The following is a 19,001-nucleotide window of genomic DNA, read 5'->3' on the forward strand; positions in this document are numbered from 1 at the left end:
TGCCAGCATCGATTTATGGCCCAACTGAAAAAAGTACTCGGTCTCCGCGACCTTGTTTTATTGAACATCGCCACCATCATTGGGCTTTCTTCCTTGACCCAAGCGGCCCAATTCGGATGGTCAAGCTTAGGACTATGGGTGTTAGCAGCGGTTTTTTTCTTGATTCCGAGCGGGTTTATGGTCATCGACCTCAGTGCGCGCGTCAAGGGCGTTGGAGGATTCTATCTTTGGGTCAAGACCGCCTTTGGTGAATGGCATGGTTTTTTGGCCGCTTGGTGCTATTGGGTCAGTGCACTGGTTTGGTTTCCGACCGTCTTATTCACCATTTCCTTATCGACCTTGTATGTATTCGGTGAAGAATGGCTGTATTTAAAAGATGATTTTTGGTTCACCAGCCTCTTTTCATTGGCGTTGCTATGGGTAACGGTGGGGCTTAATATACGGGGACTCCGCTTTGGCAAATGGATACAGAACATTGGGGCGATTTCCATTTGGTTGCTCTTTCTGCTCCTTGCGGTCGCCTCGCTCTTCCAATTCATCAAGAATGGTAGTACGCAAGACCCTTCCTTAAACAGTTTCGTCCCTGATTTCGGTGATTTTGGCGTGCTTCCTTTTTTTGCCGCCATTACCTTTTCATTGGGCGGATTGGAACTGTCGTCCATGATGGGCAGTGAAATCAAAGACCCCGAAACCAAATTACCGAAGGCGGTGTTGTTATCGGCCGTTGCTGTACTGGTCTTGTACCTTATCGGCACCTTTTCCTTATTGATCGCCATCCCAGAAGGGGAAGTGGGCATTATCGATGGTATCGCCCAAAACTTCTTCGTGCTGACCGAAACCCTCGATTGGCCTTTTTTGGGGCCTTTAGGGGCACTTTTGGTGGCCTTTGGAACCCTTGGGTTGTTCGCGGCATGGATGAACGGCAATGCACGTCTTCCTTTCGCGATTGGTATCGATAGTTATTTGCCCCCTGTTTTGGGGAAAGTACATCCGAAATACGGCACGCCCTATGTGGCGCTTTGGGTACAGGGTGCCTTGGTTTCCGTTTTATTGGTCATTGCCGTTTCAGGCACCAAGATCCAAGAAGCCTATTCCCTCTTATACGACATGTCGGTGCTCCTCTATTTCATTCCGTTCCTTTATATGTTCGCCGCCTTTTTCTGGCACAATTACCGCAACACCGGAGGTCGCAGTGGGCTACCGCTTTTCAACAAGCGGAAAATGCTGCCCTGGTTTTTCGCTTTCAGCGCCCTTTCGGTTATCTTGTTGAGCCTGGTTTTGGCGGTTATGCCTTCGAATGTCGTCGGCGACAAATTGGGGTTCTATATAAAAATCACAAGCGTTACCCTCGTTCTGATCGGCCTGGGTTTCGCTCTCTATACCTTTAAAAACAAGTACCGATGAGCCGATTTTCAATTGATCCGGATATTCGTAAGGCCACCACCCTACCCGCCTCTTTTTATAGTGACCCTGAGGTTTTCGAATTGCTCAAGGAAAAAGTCTTTCGCAAAAGTTGGCAATGGGTTGGCGACCGCGACCTCCTTCCCCTGACCCATAGCATGCATCCATTCCATCTGCTCGACAATTACTTGGAAGAGCCTATGGTACTGCTACGTGACGCAGCCGATGACATTCGTTGTTTGAGCAATGTCTGTACCCACCGGGGTAACTTGGTGGTTTTACAAAGCGGGGTGCAAAAGCAACTGCGATGCATGTACCATGGTCGCCGGTTTGCCACGGATGGAAGTTTTGTTTCCATGCCCGAGTTCGAAGACGCCCTCGATTTCCCCCGACCTTGTGACGCACTTCCCTCCTTCCCCGTCCAACATTGGGATCCGTTCCTATTTGTCGGGCTTGAACCCGGTTTCGATTTGAAAGCGGTCATCGACCGAATGAACGAACGGATCGGTTTTCTGCCCTTATCGGAGTTCCGTTTTCGGAAAGACCTCAGCAAGGATTATTTGGTCAACTGCCATTGGGCCCTGTATTGTGACAACTATTTGGAAGGGTTCCATATTCCTTTTGTACACAGCGATTTGAACGAGGTGTTGGACTATGGGTCCTATAGCACCGAAATCCATGGGCATATGAACCTGCAAGTAGGGTATGCCCAAAGCGGTGAAGAAACCTTTGCACTCCCTGAAGGCCATCCGGATTATGGCAAATCGATAGGGGCCTACTATTTTTGGGTGTTTCCGAACATGATGTTCAACTTCTATCCGTGGGGACTTTCCATCAATATCGTCAAACCTATTGACGGGGAAAAGACCCGGGTCTCTTTTCTGACCTACCTCTACGATGAACGGAAATTGCATAGTGGTGCCGGCGCCTTATTGGACAAGGTGGAACGCGAAGACGAATTCGTGGTCGAAGGCGTGCACCGCGGTCTCAAATCGAAATATTATCAAGCCGGGCGGTTTTCCCCCACCCGTGAACAGGGGGTCCACCACTTCCATTCCCTTTTGGCCCGTTTTTTAGGATAGCGATTGCCCCACAATCGTTATCTTTAGAAAAACACCGGAACATGGGTATATTTTGGGATTTGTTACAACAGAACCAACTAGAAAATCAGCAACGGCAAACCAATACCATCGAAGAACGGGTTGCCGAATTGGAAGCTGAACTCGATCGCACCAACGCGCTCTTGCGCAAAACCTTGGAAGCCCTTGAAAAACACCTCGGCCAAGATATCGATGGCGATGGCATTACCGGTTGATCTTTAACGATACTACTTGCTTGCGAAGAAAACATTGAGGGAACTGCGAAATCTGGTCTTGGTCTATCTGGGAGCCTGGGTTTTCGCACTTTGCTTTGTACTGATCGTCGCCTTGGCAAATGGGCGTTCGATCAGCAGGGCGTGGTCCTTGTTTTTGGAACTGATCGAACAAGGAGATTTTCAGATCGGGTTGCATTTCGTATTCATCCTGCTGTACCTGGGTTTCTTGATCGTTCGCTATTTCATAAGGGTATACCGCAAAAAAGGGAGAAGGACGTTGTTCAAAAGGCTGGCACTGCGGCTCGCATTGCCGGTCGCGTTGGCCATGGTGCTGTATCGGCTTGTGGTCTACAACAATGCCCATGAACGATTCGAATTCGAATGGGACGCTAGCATAGAAAACAATTCGGGCAAGGTTACCGATCATTATGCGGTCGATAGTCTTCAGCGGGGCATGAGCGTATTCGGCTGGGGTCGGGATCATACGGACCAAGGCATTCGGATGTTACGAAAAGACCATGTCGAATGGATTGCGGTCATCCCTTTCATTTATCAAAAAGATCAAGCCACCAAAAGCATTGAACTTCCGGAATCCGAAGAATGGACCCGACGCGATTCGCTCTTTATCCGGACCATAGACCAATTGCATGCCTCCGGATTCCATGTGCATCTCAAACCCCACCTGTGGACGGGCAGTGGATGGCGTTCCGGTCTAAATCCGGGTAACGGGAGCCACTGGGATGCCTGGTTCGCCTCATACCGCGAATATATGTTGCGTTACGCCAATATGGCCGAAATGACCGGTACCGAACTCTTGTGCGTGGGAACCGAACTGAAAACCTCCATCAAAAAGCAACCGGAAGCCTGGCAAAAACTCATCGCCGAAATCCGGGAGATCTACTCTGGTAAATTGACCTATGCCGCCAACTGGCACGACGAATACGAGCATATTGATTTTTGGAAGGAGTTGGACTATATCGGGATCCAAGCGTATTTTCCGTTGACCAAAGAAAAAAACCCAGATCTGGCAACGATCAAAAAAGGATGGCAACGTCATATCGAAGCCATGGAAACCCTGTATGCAACATTTCAAAAACCCATCCTTTTTACTGAAGTAGGATACAAAAGCGAGGCCTCTGCCACGATACGTCCTTGGGAGTGGGGGTCGTTTTTAAGTATCCTCACCAAAAAGAAATCGGATCGGACCCAACAGCTGGCCTACGAAGCCATATTCGAAGAAGTCTGGCACCGGCCATGGTTCGCCGGCCTGTACATTTGGCAATGGGACAATCGAAGTACCGCCTTGGATGCGAAGAAAAACCTTGACTTCTCACCCCGCTTCAAACCAGCCGAAAACACCATGACCAAGTGGTTCGCCGGCCCACAAAGAACAACCGATCATGGACCCCGTTGACATCGTCACCTTAATCGCTATCATTCTCTTTGCCCGACTCGGGGCACGGCTCTTTTTCAAGTATCGGAAGATGAAAAACAGGAAAGATGATGACCCAGCAAGGTGACCCTAAGCGGCAAAACCGACAAGAAACCGTAATTTAGGGCTATGGCCTTGTCCACACCGACCAAAAAACCAAGACATGACCAACATATTCAAAAAAATACGCCGTTCATCGATTCGTGGTAATGGGTTCTCGACCTATCTGATTTATGCCTTGGGTGAAATCGCCCTGGTCATGATCGGGATCTTACTGGCGCTACAGGTCAACAACTGGAATGAAAAAAGAAAGCGGAGCCGCGAACTCGATAACATTTTACAAGACGTTAAGCTCGATCTTGAACGGGATACCTTGGTTGCCGGTCAGATCATCGCCTTCTATAAAATCAGTCAAGAGAACAGCCAAAAGATCATCGATGGGGAAATCAATGCCGACAATATGGCCGAATACCCTTTGACCCGTAGTCTTGTTGCCGCATACCAACCCTTTACGATCCAACAAAAAGGTTTTGAACTCTTGAAGGAATTCAAGTCGGCATCGGTGGTAAAAAAAGATACGTTGGTTACCGAGATCGCCCAATTCTATACCTCCTACGCCGATGTGCTCCGCACGAGCAACGAATTCGTCAAGGAAGACGTTTTCAAGAATTTGGAAAGTTTTAGGGAACGCAGTTGGTTCGTCGATTGGTCGCAGGGTCGATTGACCGAAGATATGGTGGCTTATTTCACGACGAGTAAGGATTACAAGACCCGAGTGGCGGCCCATAAGATCCTAGCGATTGACAACCACCTGAATACCATCAAATCCTATCAATTGAACGCCAAGGAACTCTTACGAATGATCCAAGAACGATTGGTCGAAACACCTTGACCCATGATCGGATTCCTACGAAAAATCAGTAAACGAATGGCCCAAGACGACGCTCTTGGGAAATACCTCCTTTACGCTGTTGGTGAGTTGCTTCTGGTGGTATTGGGTATTTTAATCGCCCTATATATCAACAATTGGAGCGAATCTGAAAAAATGCGTCGAACGAACACGACGTTGCTCCGGCAATTACAGGATGAGAACCGTTTGAACATGGCCGATCTCGAAGATGATGTCGCCTATCGCGATACCCTCGATGTCATGCTGTTCGATTTTCATCGTTTTTTAAAAAAAGGGAACTTGGAACTCCAAGAAGCGAAATTGCGGGGCTATTTGGAAGCAACACTTCGTACCTCGCTGTATACCCCAGCCAATGAAAATCTCAACAAGTATTTGACCTCCAATTTGAATGACAATAGCAGTTTGGTGACCGAATTGGTCGTTTTGAATTCCTACCAACAAGCATTGCAAGACGTCTGTAATCGGGTTTTGGAGTTTAAGTTGGACCGCTTTTACCAATATTTGTCATCGGATGTCGATTTGTATTCGCTCGAAATCCAGACTTTTGAAAAACTGCAAAGCCTTGAATTCCGGAACAACATCGTCCTTCTGGAGTCTCTTGAAGAATCGGTTTTTACCAGTTTCGAAAACACCTACGACCAACAAAAACGAATTGATTCACTGATTAGCTTGACCCTAGAATAATGTACATTCCCCACCATTATAAAAACGAAAATACCGCCGAAGTCAAGGCCTTTATCAAAGACAACGCTTTTGGCATTTTGATCAACCAATACGACGGCCGACCATGGGCCACCCACATTCCGTTGGAACTGGAACGGAACCAAGAGGGACAAGAGGTTTTAACTGGACATATCGCCAAAGCCAACCCGCAATGGAAGGCGTTTCAAGACCAAAGTGAGGTCTTGTGCATCTTTAATGGGCCACACACCTATGTTTCTTCTTCTTGGTACCAAGAGGAAGAGGTACCCACTTGGGACTACATCGCCGTGCACGTCTATGGTACCATCAAGATTTTGGACGAATCCGACACCATGCGCGCTTTGGAACGATTGGTCTCCCGCTACGAAAAGGATATGGATAAGCCCATCCAATTAAGGGAACTCTCACCAAAAACCTTAAGGCAAGTCAAAGGGGTCGTGGGTTTTGAAATACGTATTTCGGAAATCAAGGCGGCTTACAAGCTATCGCAGACCCGGCCCGAAGATCACGCTGCCATCGTCAGCGAACTAAAAAAAAGAGATGACCCTGGGGCAAGGGCCATCTCTAAGATCATCTCCAAAGAGTAAGGAGAGACACAATCAATCGTTATCCTCAAATTGGGTTTCGGCCATTTTGGTATAGTGTGGGTTGTTCACGTGCATCACCCACATATCCTCTTTATAGGTACCTCCCATTTGGTCATGATAGGCCAACTCGGCCTCGACGCTATCTTCATATTTGGCGAGATACACATAATTCAAACCGTTTTCTGGGTTCTTGAAATAGCCCCCTTTCAGCCCCATTTCTTCCAATTTGCCCAGAAATCGTTTTAGGTAAGCCTCATTCTGGAAAACATTGGCAATCAAATAGTGCCCTTTTTCGATACCGACAAGCGTAATTTTCTTTTTGATGATCGTAGAAGCCCCTCCAACGAAGATGCCTTTCTTGGGTTTTTTCGTGTTGGAAGCGATCCCGAGACTGTTGTTCAACGCCTTAGCATCGAAACGTTCGTCCTTATCCGTTGTTTTTTGTTGTTTTTCGCTGTCGTTTTCGGCCAACAGGGTCTTTGAAACCTTGATATTGATCGGATCTTTCATCTGGTTTTCACGACGCACTACCCGGACCACGCTTTCGAAGCGTCTTTCCAAATCGCGCTCTTGGTGTTGTTCCAGTGAATCCACTTTGAAGATCAATTCATTGATGACCGCATAATTCTCCTTTTGCAGTTCGATCAACGCATCGATCTGCTGTTCCATAGCGGCCATGCGTCCTTTACCGACCTTCTTCTCTGGCGGTGTGTTGGTATTTTCGACCACATGCAAGGGTTGATCGGGATCTTTCATCACATTGCGGGTCAAACGTGGGGTGAAGGAATACGCGATGGAAACCTCATGGGTCACCCCAAGATTATTCAATTCGTTATTGAGTGCTTTTTCGAAATTATAGCCCAAGGAAAGGTTTTGGTTCAAATTGAAGCCGGTACCGGCGGATGCCCCGTAGAATTCATCGTAGCCGCCTTGGATCCATCCCAATTTGGGAAGGTCCATGATCAGTCCACCTCCGAAAACGGGTTTTTGGGTACCTTCGATACGAGCGCGGGCCAATGGCATCAGGCGACCATCTTCGAAGATTCCCCTACCCTTCTTGAACTCGTGCACGAATTGCACATGCCCTGAAAAAATCTTGTCTTCCAAAGCAGTGATCGATTTGCCGGTCTCAAAGTTGTAATCGACCAAATTCTGGGCGAAGACCCCAAAATCGAATTTACCGACCGAAAGGTTCAACCCGGGTTGAAAACTTAATATCGAACTTTGGGTCAATTCGTTCAAAAAAGGATCTTCTTCGGTAATCACCGCCCTACTCTGGTCGAATCGACTCATATAATACGGAAGATTGAACCCGAAACTCAGGTCACTCTTGCTTCCTAATCGAACGCCATACGCATAGTTCGCCATAAACCCAAGGTTCGAGATCACCCCTTGCTGTTGGCTATACGCGCTGATACCGAATCCTGTTCGCTCGTTCAACCGATTGCTATAGCTCAAAAAGTAATTGTGCGCATTATCGTTGAAAACGGCCGATTGGTTGCGGTGAAAGAAATTGATATAGCTTTTGTCTTCCCGTACCTGTGAAAAAGTAGGATTGATCAAAAACCGATTGAATTTCAATAAATTTTGAAATGGGACCTCGTAAACGGCCACTGCAGGAGCTTCTTGCGAAACCGCCGGTTGTGAACTGGCCAATAGGGCACCTATGAAGATGATGGAAGTAAAGGTGCCGCCGCTGAATTTGGGGGATCTGACGTTCATAGCACAAGATTTGAGTTAGTCCAAAAAGAAACTCGGATTGCGACACTAAATTCAAGGAGTTAGACTCGAAATTAGGCCTGTAGGTCAATATGGAGATTCAGATTTGGATTATAATTTTACGAAGAATTGGGATGAACTGCTAGTTTTTTTCGACGAAATGCATCGTTGACCCCTGATTTTCGGTAAACGACCCCCTAAAGTCACGAGGTTACCCTTGAATTCGTAGCTTTAAGAAAACAACATGACCATGCTTCACAATAAATTCTGGCAGGCGTTCTTTGCCCTGGCCCCGATCTTGATGCTAGTCCTCTTCTTTATAGGCTATTTCGTATTCCTGTTTACCTTGTTCAGCAGCTTACCTGAATTGGAAACCAGGGAAGGTTTGCCTCCTTCTGAATTTTTCGGAAGCCTGGGTTTCTTCCTTCTCATGGTCTTTTTGGCCGTGCTGATCAGCTTTGGCAGTTTGGTGTTCTATATCGTTCATGCCGTTCAAAATCCGAATTTGAAAGAAAACAACCTCTTATTGGTTTGGATCTTATTGTTCGTATTTGTCAACGGTATCGGGCAATTGATCTACTGGGTAGTCGAGATCGTCAACAAACGGGAAAGCAAGCTTCCCACCCCTTAATCTGCAAAATAGCGCCCCATGTTACAGATCGGCCACTGTTTTTAACAGTTGGGAAGAATTCTATTGAAGTTCTTCACCAAGGGTTCCATCTTTGGGGCATGTTCAACTTTAAATCAAAAAACATGAAAACACTGACAATGCTTATCGCGATGCTGACCTTATCTTTAACGGCTATCGCCCAAGAGGGCCAAAACATCGAAGTGACGATCGATAACGTCGTTAACGATCAGGGTAAGGTGGTGATCGCCCTACACACCACCGATACCTTTATGAAAGGACCCGGAATCATGAACCTCGAAAGCAAGATCGTCGACGGTAAAGTAGCCTTTACCTTTGAAAACGTAGCCCCTGGCACCTACGCCATTATCGCCCTTCACGATGCCAACGAGAACAACCGCATGGATTTCGATTCAGGGGGAATGCCCAAAGAGAGTTACGGAATGAGCGGAAACGATATGAGTATGGGACCACCGAATTTCGAGGCTGCCAAATTCGTAGTCGGCAATGAAGACGTGAGTTTCTCGATCCGATTCTGAGACCGACTCCAAAACGAACCAAGCCCCTCTAGAAGAGGGGCTTTTTTAATAGAGGTTTTCAATAAGTTTAGCTAATTTTAATAGCTTTTGTTGATTGTTTTTGTACTTTTCCGGTAGATTAATCCGGAATGACAATAACACAATTGCAATACGTACTGGCCGTAGCCGAGTACCAAAATTTCACCTTGGCCGCCGAAAAGAGCTTCGTGACCCAACCTACCTTAAGCATGCAGGTGCAGAAGTTGGAAGACGAACTCGATGTGCTCATATTCGACCGCAGCAAAAAACCGATTTCGATTACTGAAGTAGGCCGAAAAATCGTGGCCCAAGCCAAAAATATCGTGGCAGAGGCCGAACGTATCAAAGATATCGTGGATCAAGATAAGGGGTTTATCGGAGGGGACTTCACCCTGGGCATCATCCCGACCATTATGCCGACCTTATTGCCCATGTTCTTACCCACTTTCGTGAAGAAGTTCCCGAAAGTGAATTTGATCATCAAAGAACAAGCCACGAATACCTTGATCCAAAACCTGAACGACGGGCATCTCGATGCGGCCATTGCCGCCACCCCGCTCGAAGTGGAATTTATCAAAGAACGACCACTGTATTACGAACCCTTTGTAGGCTATGTACCCAACGGCCATCGCTTGGCCGCCCAACAAGAAATCACCACTTCTGATCTCGATATCACCGATATCCTGCTCTTACAAGACGGGCACTGTTTTCGTGATGGGGTGGTGAATTTGTGTAAGTCACCGAAAAACTTGTCGGGGGAGCAGTTCCAAATAGAAAGTGGCAGTTTCGAAACCTTGGTCAATCTCTCGAATGAGGGCATGGGCATGACGCTGCTGCCCTATTTGAACACCATGGATCTTGATGAAGCGAAACGGAAGAACCTCAGGCACTTTAAAAAACCCCCACCTGCAAGGGAAATCAGTCTGATCTATCACAAAAGCGAATTGAAAATCCAAATTACCGAGGCCCTGAAAGAAGTTATTTCGGGCATCGTTCGTGGGGCGATCGCCTTCCAAGATGTCGAGATCATCAGCCCTCTAGGAAAAAATTAAGCCACCCGAAGGTGGCTGAGGTTATGCTTTTACTCTTAAATACAGTAAACTTTGATGTAATTCGGGTTTATCGACAACGAATTGCCGCAACCAGATCTTAAGCTCTTCGATTTCATTGGGCAGTAATCGAGAAACTGCTTTTTTGAGTTCTTTGGTGAACAATTTGGCATCAAAACTGACTTTTTGCAAGACCGTTTTGGTGTACTCCAACATAGCTCTAGCCATAAAAATGATATTGAATTAGGTTAAACGGTTGTGTACTAATTTACTTATAAATGCGCTATCTTGACTGTTATTTCGAGTTAAAATTTGAATAATATCTTGTTAAAATCCACACAAACAAAATACCAAATCACTGTTTTTCAAATAGTTAGATTAAGAATTCTTATAGGTTTGCTAGTAGCGGGATTGTTGGGCAGTTGTGGGTCGACAAGAATCGGTAAGACTGCCAAATCCTTCCAAAAGGAGTTGGGCCAACCCAAAGACGCCACTCATTTTATGGGTATCCTGGTGTATGACCCGGAAACCAAGGACACCCTTTTCGCGAAAGACCACCATCGCTACTTTACGCCGGCCAGCAATGTCAAGATTTTTACCTTGTATACCGCTTTGCATTTATTGCCCGAACGGCTACCTGCCTTGCGGTATCACAACTCGGGGGGAGTGCTTCAGATCATGGGCACGGGTGATCCCACCCTGTTCCATCCTGAATTCGAAACCAAGGGCGTGATCGCCCTTTTGCAATCTGCTGATACGGTCCAAGTGTACCTTGAAAACTACAAGGGGAATCCTTTTATGCCCGGATGGGCTTGGGAAGACTACGATGCCTATTTTTCGCCGGAAGTCGGTCCACTTCCTTTATATGGAAACACGGTTGAAATCCGCCCAACGGAGCCGTTGACCATAGTACCGGATTATTTTAGACCTCTTGTTGCCAGAGGAACTTCGAAATTTCGAAGGGCAAGACGCCATAACCGTTTCTTGGTGTCCCCTGAATTGCGCGATACCTTACGCATCCCCTTTATGACCAGTGCGGAATTGACCCTAAAACTGTTGCAGGAAAAGGTGTCGGTTCCGGTGGTAACTAACGACATTCCACCTTCTTCACCTTTAGATACGCTGTGGGGCAACCCGACCGATTCGGTGGTACACCACATGCTTTTAAAGAGCGATAACTTTCTGGCCGAGCAATTGGCCTTGACCACCTCATCGCAATTGGGCGATACCCTGGATTTTACCAGACTTCGCACCCATATGCTCAATGGACCCCTCAGCGATTTGAAGCATAAACCGCGATGGGTCGACGGTTCGGGACTTTCTCGCTACAACCTCTTCACCCCGACCTCCATGGTACAGGTCTTGGAAAAACTGTGGATTGAATTCGACAGACGACGTGTCTTGACTTTGATGCCCGCTTGGGACCAAGACGGAACAAAATCCAAAACCGATCAAGACGACTTCATCTGGGCCAAATCGGGCTATGTAGGCAACAACTACAATCTAAGCGGCTATATCAAAACGAAATCAGGGAAGGTGCTGCTCTTCAGTTTTATGAACAACCATTATCTCGATCCGACAGCGTCCATCCGTGAGAGGATGTACCGCTGCCTGCGGCTGTTACACCAAAGTTATTGAGCTTTAAAGGCTTCTAGATGCAATTGGGCCCATTGCAATAACATGATGGTCTTGGCGTCTTTGATTTCACCGGATACCATCATTGCGAGTGCCTCGGTCATGGGAAGCTCCAATACTTCGATGTTTTCGGTCTCGGCAGCCACTCCGCCGCCCTCACTCACCTTCATGCCATCTTCATACGGGGCAATGAAAAAATGGAGGACCTCGGTCACCGAACCGGGAGACATATACGATTCAAAGACTTTGCGCACCTGCGTAATCCGGAAACCGGTTTCTTCCTCTACCTCCATTTTTATGGTGGCTTCGGCATCCCCTTTTTCCAAAATTCCGGCGCAGACTTCGATCATCATCCCATCCGTATTGCCATTTAAATAGGTGGGCATTCGGAATTGCCGGGTCAATACCACGGTACGTTTTCGCTCGTTGTACAGCAAAATAGCGGCTCCGTTCCCACGGTCATAGGCTTCCCGCTCTTGGGGTTCCCATTCACCGTCGGCCCGTTGGTATTCGAAGGAGACCTTGGTCAAGGAATACCAATTATCGGAGAGCAGTTCCTTTTTAATGTTTCTGACTTTACCCATGGGCTTCTGGAATTTCCGAAAGGTCGAAATAAATCTTCAAACCCAGTTTTTTACCTAGGGCCACATCTTGATCGGCTCCGTTCGAAGCCCCCGGAATCCGTAATATGGCATCGCATTTCGCCAAGAGTCGATGGGCGACCGGGTATTGCATTTCGGTAAAGATCGCATCGCCTATGGCTTGTGAACCCGCGAGCTTGATCAAGGGGTTGGCCACCCACTCCCCGATCATCGGTATGTGTCCTTTTCGATAGATCGGAAGGGCCATGGCTTCCAGATTATCCATATTCCTTTGGATGCGTTCGGGGTCGTTTTGGGTGCCGCTGCGATAGGGTCCGGCAATGAGGATCAACATGGGTGCATTGTTTCTTCAAAGAAACGAAAAGGAGGCTTGAAAACACTTAAGATACCTTAAGCCCTTTATTTTTTCTTCACGCTGCTCAAAAACTCAGGGGTGACCCCCAGATAGGAGGCGATTTGGCGTTGGGTCACCTTTTTCGAAATGTCAGGGTATTTGGCAACAAAACGACTATAGCGCTCTTCCACCGTTAAGGAAATGACATCCAAGACGCGCAGTTGCTCCCGAATGTAGGCCCGTTGATACAGCATCCTGAAATAGCGCTCTAATTTGGGATGCTCCTTCATTAAGTCTTCGAGCTCAGAGCGCCCTACCATCCAGACGGAGGCCGGTTCGAGGGTCTCCAACGTCATCAGGGCGGGTGTGCCCTCGGTAAAGGCACCCATATCGGTAATCCACCAATCGCTAATGGCGAACATTACGGTCGATTCCTTTCCCCTTGCATCGCAGTGGTATCCGCGCAAGCTCCCTGTTTCCACATAATAAAAGTCACGACAACCGGCACCTTGTTGTAAGAGGGTCGTTTTTTTAGGGTAACGTTCGTTTCGAAAAACTTGGAGCACCGCTTTTTTCTCATCTGCATCAAGAGCGACAAAGCGTTCGATATTCTTGCAAAGCGATTTTCCTAGCTCCATACCGTCGGTGATCAGACCATTGCCGCTTCATTGAGATACCTGCGAAAGGGCAGCATTTCGAAATATACCTTTTCGATCAAATCGGGAAAGCCGGGTCTTAAGACCGTTTCCCGATCGAATTCATACACCACGGCGAAGGTTTTGTTCTTGAGCAATTCCACATGCGGATGGTCATTGGCAAACCCTTTTGGAGCCTTCCGTAAGCGTTCATCCTCATACAGCTCACCAAAGGTCTTCCGAAAAGGGGGTTTGGAAAGGATGTCTTGCAACACCTCACCATTATAATCGATGCCATCACGGATGTTTCGAAGGGTCTTTGGGTCAGGACGCCAAAAACCACCGGCCAACATGCAGTGTTTCAGGCCGATCTCAATGTAAAAATCGGCACTTCGCGGGGCCTTGTCCAGCCCTGCCCCGAAGTGATCCTTGTATACGGGTTTGTTCGGATGGAACATCAGGTTGTTGTTGATCCGGTTGATGCCTTTTTTACCCGGCGTGCTGTAATAGTCGGGATCTCGCTCGGCCATACGAAGATCCAGCATGTCCAACCAAGTGACAAAATCACGCCGGATGCCTTGATACCACGCACGGTTGTCGTCCATCCACGCCTTGTGGTTGTTCTTTTGCAGGGCCTCTAGAAATCGGAACAGCTCTTGAAAATCCATACGCAATGATAAAAAAATTCCCGCCATGGCGGGAATCCATTGTCTTCCAATTAAAGGGACTGATTAAAATCCATTGTCGCCCATGACGATATCGCCTAGGCCTCCCAAAAGACTGCCTTCCCCCTTGTCTTTACCCCCTCTGGGAATGGCGGCCAAGACCCGGCCTGCCAACCTGCTGAAGGGCAGCGATTGGACGTAGACGGTACCCGGCCCGCGTAAGGTCGCAAAGAACAAGCCTTCACCCCCGAAGACGGTGTTCTTGATGCCGCCTACGAATTCGATATTATAGTCCACTTCCTGTGAGAAACCTACGATACAGCCTGTATCGACCTTGAGCACTTCACCAGGGGCCAAGGTTTTCTTGGCCATGGTACCTCCAGCGTGTACAAAGGCCATGCCGTCTCCCTCGAGTTTCTGCATGATAAAACCTTCACCACCGAACAGGCCGCGCCCCAAACGTTTCGAGAATTCGATGCCTACGGATACCCCTTTGGCGGCACATAGAAAGGCGTCTTTTTGGCAAATGAATTTCCCGCCTTGTTCAGAAAGATCGATGGGTACGATCTTCCCTGGATAGGGCGAAGCGAAGCTCACTTGTTTCTTGCCCTGGCCCACGTTCAAAAAAGCGGTCATAAAGAGACTCTCACCGGTCAACAGCCGCTTACCGGCCGAGAACAATTTGCCCAGTACGCCGGAATCTTGATTGGAACCGTCACCGAAGATGGTATCCATCTTGATATCGGTATCCATCATCATAAAGCTGCCGGCCTCGGCAACTACGGCTTCTTGGGGGTCGAGTTCGATCTCGACGTATTGCATTTCTTCCCCATAAATTTCATAGTCAATTTCGTGTGCGTTCATGTATGTCGTTTTTTATTGATTCCATTGATTGGTGCCCGAAACCCGAATTTTGTTACACCCTTAGGCTTTCAACCGGACCGTCCACTCGAAATTAAAGGTAGAGACCACGACCCCATCTTGGTTGACCCCTACGGCCTTCATCCAAAACTTCTGCCCCTCTCCGGTCGCGATGGTGGCTTTGATGGCGTCGGCGATCAGATGGCCATCCTCACAGGTAAAAGTGATCTTGCCAGTGGCCTTCTTTGAAAAATTCGCATTGTTGTTCTGCACCAGCATGGAAATCTTGCGGCCACTTTCGCGGATTTGATCGATGACCATCGCGCCGGTAGAAAGCTCGGCAGCCATACCCTGTACCGCCCAGAACATACTTTTGAACGGATTTTGGTTGGCCCAACGATGGGTGACGGTGGTGACCGCCTTTTTATCATCCAAATAACGTAGTCGTACCCCGCACCACCAGGCCGAAGGCAATTTAAAAAAAGTGAAAGTGTTGAATTTACTGGTGCTTGTAGCCATTTCATTGTATTTATCGCCCCTAAAAATAGGCAATAAAAATCGGCTTACAATTGTTAAATAAATGTTAATTTATAGTACTTTGTTTTGCATAGTACCATCTTTTGGATATATATTTGCATCGTAAGCTAATAGGTAAACTATTATCAAACACCAAAATCATCAATCAAAAAATGGCAACAACCTTAAGCAAACACGAACGCAATCTATCGGCCATCATCCATGCGTCGACCTTTTCGAAGTACTTTGTACCGTTCGGGAATTTCATTTTCCCCTTGATCCTATGGACGGCCAACAAGAAAGAACATCAATTCGTCGACTACAATGGCAAGCAGGCCTTGAATTTTCAAATCAGCATGTTGCTGTATTCGATCATTGTCGGGCTGATCAGTGTACCGTTCTTTATCGGGTTCTTGCCGGATCTTTTCGACGGCGACTTCTTCGGATTCCACCGTTTGAGTGATTTCAACAACCTGAACATCCACATCAGCAGTGATGATTTCCGATTCGGCCGGTTCTTTTGGCCTGCCGGTATCGCAGGCTTGTTGCAGGCGGGTTTGATGGTCATCAATGTGGTGTACACCATTCTGGCGACCATCCGCACCAATGAAGGGCAAACCTTTGCCTATCCGTTCACCATTAAATTCATCAAATAATGAAAAACGGATACCTAACTATCGTCATCGCGCTATTCACTTCGACCTTGGCCATGGGGCAACTGCCGAAGACCGATGCCCTCTATCAAACGTTGAAGGAACAGGACAGCTTGCTATTCAATGCGGCCTTCAATACCTGTGGGATTCCCGTATTGAATGGGATATTCACCGACGATTTTGAGTTTTATCACGATAAAGGGGGTTTGACCGAAGGCAAGGAAGCCTTCGTTTCACGGATCGCCGAAGGCTGTGCCCAGCGCACGGCTGACAGTCCGCAACCGGCAAAACGCATTTTAATCGAGGACAGTTTGGAGGTGTACCCCTTGTACAAAAACGGGGAATTGTATGCCGCGATACAACACGGGGTACACCGTTTTGAGTTCTTGAACCAAAACAACGAATACCAAAGAGGGGATATAGCGAAGTTCACCCATGTGTGGGTACGTCAAGACGGACGATGGAAAGTACGTCGCGAGCTCAGTTATGACCATCATTTACAACCATAGGGTTTATTCATCGATCAAAAAACGAAAAACGCATCAATCAATCAACCAAAAAGGTTCCGTGCCCGCTTCTCATCAAAGCGGGACGGCACGGAAACCGAAAGAAGCCCTCGGGTTTTGTGAAAACGAACAGTAACATGCCGTCGACACCGATCGGCGCAACATTAGAACCATGAAGTTATGAACATAGAAAACACAAAAGCACAAATGCGCAAAGGGGTTCTGGAATATTGCATACTTTCCATCCTTAGGGACAAGGACAAATATGCATCCGAAATTCTAGGAGCCTTGAAAGACGCAAAGATGCTCGTGGTGGAGGGTACGATCTACCCACTGCTTACCCGGCTTAAAAACGCAGGGTTGCTCAATTATCGCTGGGAGGAGTCCACTTCAGGGCCGCCCCGCAAGTATTACGCACTTACTGAAACAGGCCAGTTGTTCTTAAAGGAATTGAACGGCACCTGGGATGAATTAAGAAATGCAGTCAATTTGGTAACCAACGCAAAATAAGTAGAACATGAACAAAACAGTCAATATAAATCTCGCCAATACCTTCTTCCATATCGACGAAGAAGCGTATAACAAACTTAGGCGATACCTGGAGTCGATCAAACGTTCCTTCGCAGGAACATCGGGCAGCGATGAGATCATCGCCGATATCGAGTCACGTATCGCGGAACTCTTCCATGAAAAAATGGAACACGACCGTCAGGTCATCACCCAAAAAGAAGTCGATGCCGTCATCAATATCATGGGGCAACCCGAAGACTATATGGTCGATGAGGACATCTTCGAAGACGAGCCTCGGGCCAAAAGCGGAACAACGGCTTCAAGGGTTAAAAAACTCTATCGCGATATCGATCAAAAATACATCGGCGGGGTCTGTTCAGGACTTGAGCACTATGTGGGTATCGATGCCCTTTGGATCCGATTGATCTTCATCGTGTTGGCCGTATTCACCGGTTTCGGACTCATCGCCTACATCCTTCTATGGATTTTGGTACCTGAAGCGACCACCACCTCCCAAAAATTGAATATGCGGGGAGAGCCCGTCAACATCAGCAATATAGAACGCAAGGTTAAAGAGGGGTTTGATGATGTTGCCGAAAAAGTAAAGAACGTTGATTACGAAAAAGTCGGAAATAAGGTAAAAAGCAGCTCCAAGACCTTTTTCGACACCATTGGGGATATCATCGTGTTCTTGTTCAAGATCTTTGGCAAGTTCATCGGTATCTTGTTGATCATTATCGGCGCGGCCTCCTTGATCGGTCTTTTCGTAGGCCTATTCACGGTCGGCGTTATCGATGTGGTGCATTTTCCCGGAGTTGATTTCTATGAGATCATCAATACCACAGGGGCGCCCGTTTGGGTCGTCAGCCTGTTGTGTTTCTTGGCCGTGGGCATTCCGTTCTTCTTCGTGCTCTATTTAGGGTTGAAGATCTTGGTGACCAATTTGAAGTCGATCGGCAATATCGCCAAATTCTCCCTGCTGGGTCTTTGGTTGCTATCGATGGGGGTCTTGATCGCCCTTGGGGTCAAACAAGCCGCCTCGCGTGCCTATACCGGTACGACGACGGTCAACGAGGAATTCGTCATGGACAACCCGACCGACACCTTGAGCATCAGCATGCGCAGCACGGAGTCGATAGATTATGACAACCGTTTCGTATTCGAAAACCTGGAGATGGTCTATGATGACGCCGGAAACGCCTTATTGTATTCGGAAGACGTCAGGGTCGATATCAAAAAATCGAACGATAGCCTGGTCCATTTGAAAATCAGGAAGGATGCCGATGGCAGTTCGTTCGAGGAAGCCCGCGAACGCTCTTCCAAAATCGATTACGGCTACACCTTCGGAGGTAGCGAAATCGTGTTCGACGAATACTTGACCACCGACCCTGAAAACAAGGTGCGGGATCAAGAAATCCGGAACACGGTCTACATCCCTGAAGGTACCGCACTCCGCTTTGACGACAATGTCAAAGGCCATATGGGACGCAGTACGCGAAACGATAAGGACTTTTACCGCAATAGTATAGTTGATTACCTATGGATCATGGGCAGTGACGGCGAGCTAAAATGCCAGAACTGCCCATCCGATCTCGACGATGACTGGCCTTCCGATGGGGAAGACTCCAGCATCATCATTGATGGGGACGGCGTGGACATCAACCTACAAGACGGCGACGAATCCTTGAAGGTAAAGATCGACGACGAAGGCGTCGAGATCAAAGCCGAGGAAAACGACTGAATTACGGTTCGGTCGGCGTTTTCGACAATTGGGAAACCTTTAG

The 19,001-nt window shown here is 47.7% G+C and carries 23 protein-coding genes; 15 read left to right on the forward strand and 8 right to left on the reverse strand.

The genetic code is table 11. The features are described 5' to 3' along the window. The first annotated feature begins 15 nt into the window (after positions 1-15). The 7 genes from ABV409_RS10860 to ABV409_RS10890 all read left to right on the forward strand — a co-directional run bounded on the left by ABV409_RS10860 (position 16) and on the right by ABV409_RS10890 (position 6,347). On the forward strand, positions 16-1,404 hold the full coding sequence (locus ABV409_RS10860) for an APC family permease (RefSeq protein ID WP_353877612.1): 1,389 nt from the start codon (positions 16-18) through the stop codon (positions 1,402-1,404). Continuing rightward, complete coding sequence (locus ABV409_RS10865; protein WP_353877613.1) at positions 1,401-2,483, forward strand: aromatic ring-hydroxylating oxygenase subunit alpha; 1,083 nt, start codon at positions 1,401-1,403, stop codon at positions 2,481-2,483. The genes ABV409_RS10860 and ABV409_RS10865 overlap by 4 nt, the downstream gene beginning before the upstream one ends. A 41-nt stretch (positions 2,484-2,524) precedes the next feature. Further along, positions 2,525-2,716 (forward strand): hypothetical protein, encoded by a 192-nt coding sequence (locus ABV409_RS10870; RefSeq protein WP_353877614.1) that lies wholly within the window; start codon positions 2,525-2,527, stop codon positions 2,714-2,716. A 34-nt stretch (positions 2,717-2,750) separates the two neighbouring features. After that, positions 2,751-4,130: a glycoside hydrolase family 113 gene (locus ABV409_RS10875; RefSeq protein WP_353877615.1), complete on the forward strand. Its 1,380-nt coding sequence runs from the start codon at positions 2,751-2,753 to the stop codon at positions 4,128-4,130. Between the two features lie 181 nt (positions 4,131-4,311). Beyond that, positions 4,312-5,040: a DUF6090 family protein gene (locus ABV409_RS10880; protein ID WP_353877616.1), complete on the forward strand. Its 729-nt coding sequence runs from the start codon at positions 4,312-4,314 to the stop codon at positions 5,038-5,040. Between the two features lie 3 nt (positions 5,041-5,043). Next, positions 5,044-5,742 (forward strand): DUF6090 family protein, encoded by a 699-nt coding sequence (locus ABV409_RS10885; protein WP_353877617.1) that lies wholly within the window; start codon positions 5,044-5,046, stop codon positions 5,740-5,742. Further along, positions 5,742-6,347 carry an FMN-binding negative transcriptional regulator gene (locus tag ABV409_RS10890; protein WP_353877618.1) on the forward strand — a complete coding sequence of 202 codons (606 nt, stop codon included), beginning with the start codon at positions 5,742-5,744 and terminating at the stop codon, positions 6,345-6,347. Before ABV409_RS10885 ends, ABV409_RS10890 begins: the two co-directional genes overlap by 1 nt. A 12-nt stretch (positions 6,348-6,359) precedes the next feature. Here ABV409_RS10890 and ABV409_RS10895 read toward each other — a convergent pair whose 3' ends face one another. Further along, on the reverse strand, positions 6,360-8,069 hold the full coding sequence (locus ABV409_RS10895) for a PorP/SprF family type IX secretion system membrane protein (protein WP_353877619.1): 1,710 nt from the start codon (positions 8,067-8,069) through the stop codon (positions 6,360-6,362). A 247-nt stretch (positions 8,070-8,316) separates the two neighbouring features. Between ABV409_RS10895 and ABV409_RS10900 the strand changes: the two genes are divergently transcribed. The 3 genes from ABV409_RS10900 to ABV409_RS10910 all read left to right on the forward strand — a co-directional run bounded on the left by ABV409_RS10900 (position 8,317) and on the right by ABV409_RS10910 (position 10,303). Then, positions 8,317-8,697 carry a hypothetical protein gene (locus ABV409_RS10900; protein ID WP_353877620.1) on the forward strand — a complete coding sequence of 127 codons (381 nt, stop codon included), beginning with the start codon at positions 8,317-8,319 and terminating at the stop codon, positions 8,695-8,697. Between the two features lie 122 nt (positions 8,698-8,819). Next, positions 8,820-9,233 carry a DUF2141 domain-containing protein gene (locus tag ABV409_RS10905; protein ID WP_353877621.1) on the forward strand — a complete coding sequence of 138 codons (414 nt, stop codon included), beginning with the start codon at positions 8,820-8,822 and terminating at the stop codon, positions 9,231-9,233. Positions 9,234-9,361: 128 nt separating this feature from the next. Further along, positions 9,362-10,303, forward strand: coding sequence for a LysR substrate-binding domain-containing protein (locus ABV409_RS10910; RefSeq protein WP_353877622.1), 942 nt, complete (start codon positions 9,362-9,364; stop codon positions 10,301-10,303). A gap of 21 nt (positions 10,304-10,324) precedes the next feature. Here the strand turns inward: ABV409_RS10910 and ABV409_RS10915 are convergent, their stop codons facing one another. Continuing rightward, on the reverse strand, positions 10,325-10,528 hold the full coding sequence (locus ABV409_RS10915) for a hypothetical protein (RefSeq protein ID WP_353877623.1): 204 nt from the start codon (positions 10,526-10,528) through the stop codon (positions 10,325-10,327). A 168-nt stretch (positions 10,529-10,696) separates the two neighbouring features. Between ABV409_RS10915 and ABV409_RS10920 the strand changes: the two genes are divergently transcribed. Beyond that, entirely contained in the window at positions 10,697-11,938 is a 1,242-nt protein-coding gene (locus ABV409_RS10920) for a D-alanyl-D-alanine carboxypeptidase/D-alanyl-D-alanine-endopeptidase (RefSeq protein WP_353877624.1), read from the forward strand. Here the strand turns inward: ABV409_RS10920 and ABV409_RS10925 are convergent. The 6 genes from ABV409_RS10925 to ABV409_RS10950 form a co-directional block, all read right to left on the reverse strand. Beyond that, on the reverse strand, positions 11,932-12,519 hold the full coding sequence (locus ABV409_RS10925; protein ID WP_353877625.1) for an NUDIX domain-containing protein: 588 nt from the start codon (positions 12,517-12,519) through the stop codon (positions 11,932-11,934). The genes ABV409_RS10920 and ABV409_RS10925 overlap by 7 nt on opposite strands. Further along, complete coding sequence (locus ABV409_RS10930; protein WP_353877626.1) at positions 12,512-12,871, reverse strand: DUF4406 domain-containing protein; 360 nt, start codon at positions 12,869-12,871, stop codon at positions 12,512-12,514. The genes ABV409_RS10925 and ABV409_RS10930 overlap by 8 nt, the downstream gene beginning before the upstream one ends. A gap of 65 nt (positions 12,872-12,936) precedes the next feature. Further along, a complete protein-coding gene (locus ABV409_RS10935; RefSeq protein ID WP_353877627.1) occupies positions 12,937-13,509 on the reverse strand; it encodes a Crp/Fnr family transcriptional regulator in 573 nt (190 codons plus the stop codon). A gap of 11 nt (positions 13,510-13,520) precedes the next feature. Beyond that, positions 13,521-14,174, reverse strand: coding sequence for a DUF2461 domain-containing protein (locus ABV409_RS10940; RefSeq protein ID WP_353877628.1), 654 nt, complete (start codon positions 14,172-14,174; stop codon positions 13,521-13,523). Between the two features lie 63 nt (positions 14,175-14,237). Continuing rightward, entirely contained in the window at positions 14,238-15,035 is a 798-nt protein-coding gene (locus ABV409_RS10945; protein ID WP_353877629.1) for a TIGR00266 family protein, read from the reverse strand. 60 nt (positions 15,036-15,095) lie between these two features. Continuing rightward, a complete protein-coding gene (locus ABV409_RS10950; RefSeq protein WP_353877630.1) occupies positions 15,096-15,551 on the reverse strand; it encodes a DUF4442 domain-containing protein in 456 nt (151 codons plus the stop codon). Between the two features lie 170 nt (positions 15,552-15,721). Between ABV409_RS10950 and ABV409_RS10955 the strand changes: the two genes are divergently transcribed. The 4 genes from ABV409_RS10955 (at position 15,722) to ABV409_RS10970 (ending at position 18,958) form a co-directional block, all read left to right on the forward strand. Next, positions 15,722-16,204, forward strand: coding sequence for a DUF4870 domain-containing protein (locus ABV409_RS10955; protein WP_353877631.1), 483 nt, complete (start codon positions 15,722-15,724; stop codon positions 16,202-16,204). Then, entirely contained in the window at positions 16,204-16,710 is a 507-nt protein-coding gene (locus ABV409_RS10960) for a nuclear transport factor 2 family protein (RefSeq protein WP_353877632.1), read from the forward strand. The genes ABV409_RS10955 and ABV409_RS10960 overlap by 1 nt, the downstream gene beginning before the upstream one ends. A 177-nt stretch (positions 16,711-16,887) precedes the next feature. After that, complete coding sequence (locus tag ABV409_RS10965) at positions 16,888-17,217, forward strand: PadR family transcriptional regulator (RefSeq protein ID WP_353877633.1); 330 nt, start codon at positions 16,888-16,890, stop codon at positions 17,215-17,217. A gap of 7 nt (positions 17,218-17,224) precedes the next feature. Then, a complete protein-coding gene (locus tag ABV409_RS10970) occupies positions 17,225-18,958 on the forward strand; it encodes a PspC domain-containing protein (protein ID WP_353877634.1) in 1,734 nt (577 codons plus the stop codon). Positions 18,959-19,001 lie beyond the last annotated feature (43 nt).

The organism is Flagellimonas algarum (assembly GCF_040513375.1).
Lineage (GTDB): Bacteria > Bacteroidota > Bacteroidia > Flavobacteriales > Flavobacteriaceae > Flagellimonas_B > Flagellimonas_B algarum.

Bases quoted from the DNA above. Each gene is read 5' to 3' on its own strand.
- ABV409_RS10860 (WP_353877612.1), top strand. From the start codon at position 16: ATGGCCCAACTGAAAAAAGTACTCGGTCTCCGCGACCTTGTTTTATTG.
- ABV409_RS10865 (WP_353877613.1), top strand. From the start codon at position 1,401: ATGAGCCGATTTTCAATTGATCCGGATATTCGTAAGGCCACCACCCTA.
- ABV409_RS10870 (WP_353877614.1), top strand. From the start codon at position 2,525: ATGGGTATATTTTGGGATTTGTTACAACAGAACCAACTAGAAAATCAG.
- ABV409_RS10880 (WP_353877616.1), top strand. From the start codon at position 4,312: ATGACCAACATATTCAAAAAAATACGCCGTTCATCGATTCGTGGTAAT.
- ABV409_RS10885 (WP_353877617.1), top strand. From the start codon at position 5,044: ATGATCGGATTCCTACGAAAAATCAGTAAACGAATGGCCCAAGACGAC.
- ABV409_RS10890 (WP_353877618.1), top strand. From the start codon at position 5,742: ATGTACATTCCCCACCATTATAAAAACGAAAATACCGCCGAAGTCAAG.
- ABV409_RS10895 (WP_353877619.1), bottom strand. From the start codon at position 8,069: ATGAACGTCAGATCCCCCAAATTCAGCGGCGGCACCTTTACTTCCATC.
- ABV409_RS10900 (WP_353877620.1), top strand. From the start codon at position 8,317: ATGCTTCACAATAAATTCTGGCAGGCGTTCTTTGCCCTGGCCCCGATC.
- ABV409_RS10905 (WP_353877621.1), top strand. From the start codon at position 8,820: ATGAAAACACTGACAATGCTTATCGCGATGCTGACCTTATCTTTAACG.
- ABV409_RS10910 (WP_353877622.1), top strand. From the start codon at position 9,362: ATGACAATAACACAATTGCAATACGTACTGGCCGTAGCCGAGTACCAA.
- ABV409_RS10915 (WP_353877623.1), bottom strand. From the start codon at position 10,528: ATGGCTAGAGCTATGTTGGAGTACACCAAAACGGTCTTGCAAAAAGTC.
- ABV409_RS10925 (WP_353877625.1), bottom strand. From the start codon at position 12,519: ATGGGTAAAGTCAGAAACATTAAAAAGGAACTGCTCTCCGATAATTGG.
- ABV409_RS10930 (WP_353877626.1), bottom strand. From the start codon at position 12,871: ATGTTGATCCTCATTGCCGGACCCTATCGCAGCGGCACCCAAAACGAC.
- ABV409_RS10935 (WP_353877627.1), bottom strand. From the start codon at position 13,509: ATGGAGCTAGGAAAATCGCTTTGCAAGAATATCGAACGCTTTGTCGCT.
- ABV409_RS10940 (WP_353877628.1), bottom strand. From the start codon at position 14,174: ATGGATTTTCAAGAGCTGTTCCGATTTCTAGAGGCCCTGCAAAAGAAC.
- ABV409_RS10945 (WP_353877629.1), bottom strand. From the start codon at position 15,035: ATGAACGCACACGAAATTGACTATGAAATTTATGGGGAAGAAATGCAA.
- ABV409_RS10950 (WP_353877630.1), bottom strand. From the start codon at position 15,551: ATGGCTACAAGCACCAGTAAATTCAACACTTTCACTTTTTTTAAATTG.
- ABV409_RS10955 (WP_353877631.1), top strand. From the start codon at position 15,722: ATGGCAACAACCTTAAGCAAACACGAACGCAATCTATCGGCCATCATC.
- ABV409_RS10960 (WP_353877632.1), top strand. From the start codon at position 16,204: ATGAAAAACGGATACCTAACTATCGTCATCGCGCTATTCACTTCGACC.
- ABV409_RS10965 (WP_353877633.1), top strand. From the start codon at position 16,888: ATGAACATAGAAAACACAAAAGCACAAATGCGCAAAGGGGTTCTGGAA.
- ABV409_RS10970 (WP_353877634.1), top strand. From the start codon at position 17,225: ATGAACAAAACAGTCAATATAAATCTCGCCAATACCTTCTTCCATATC.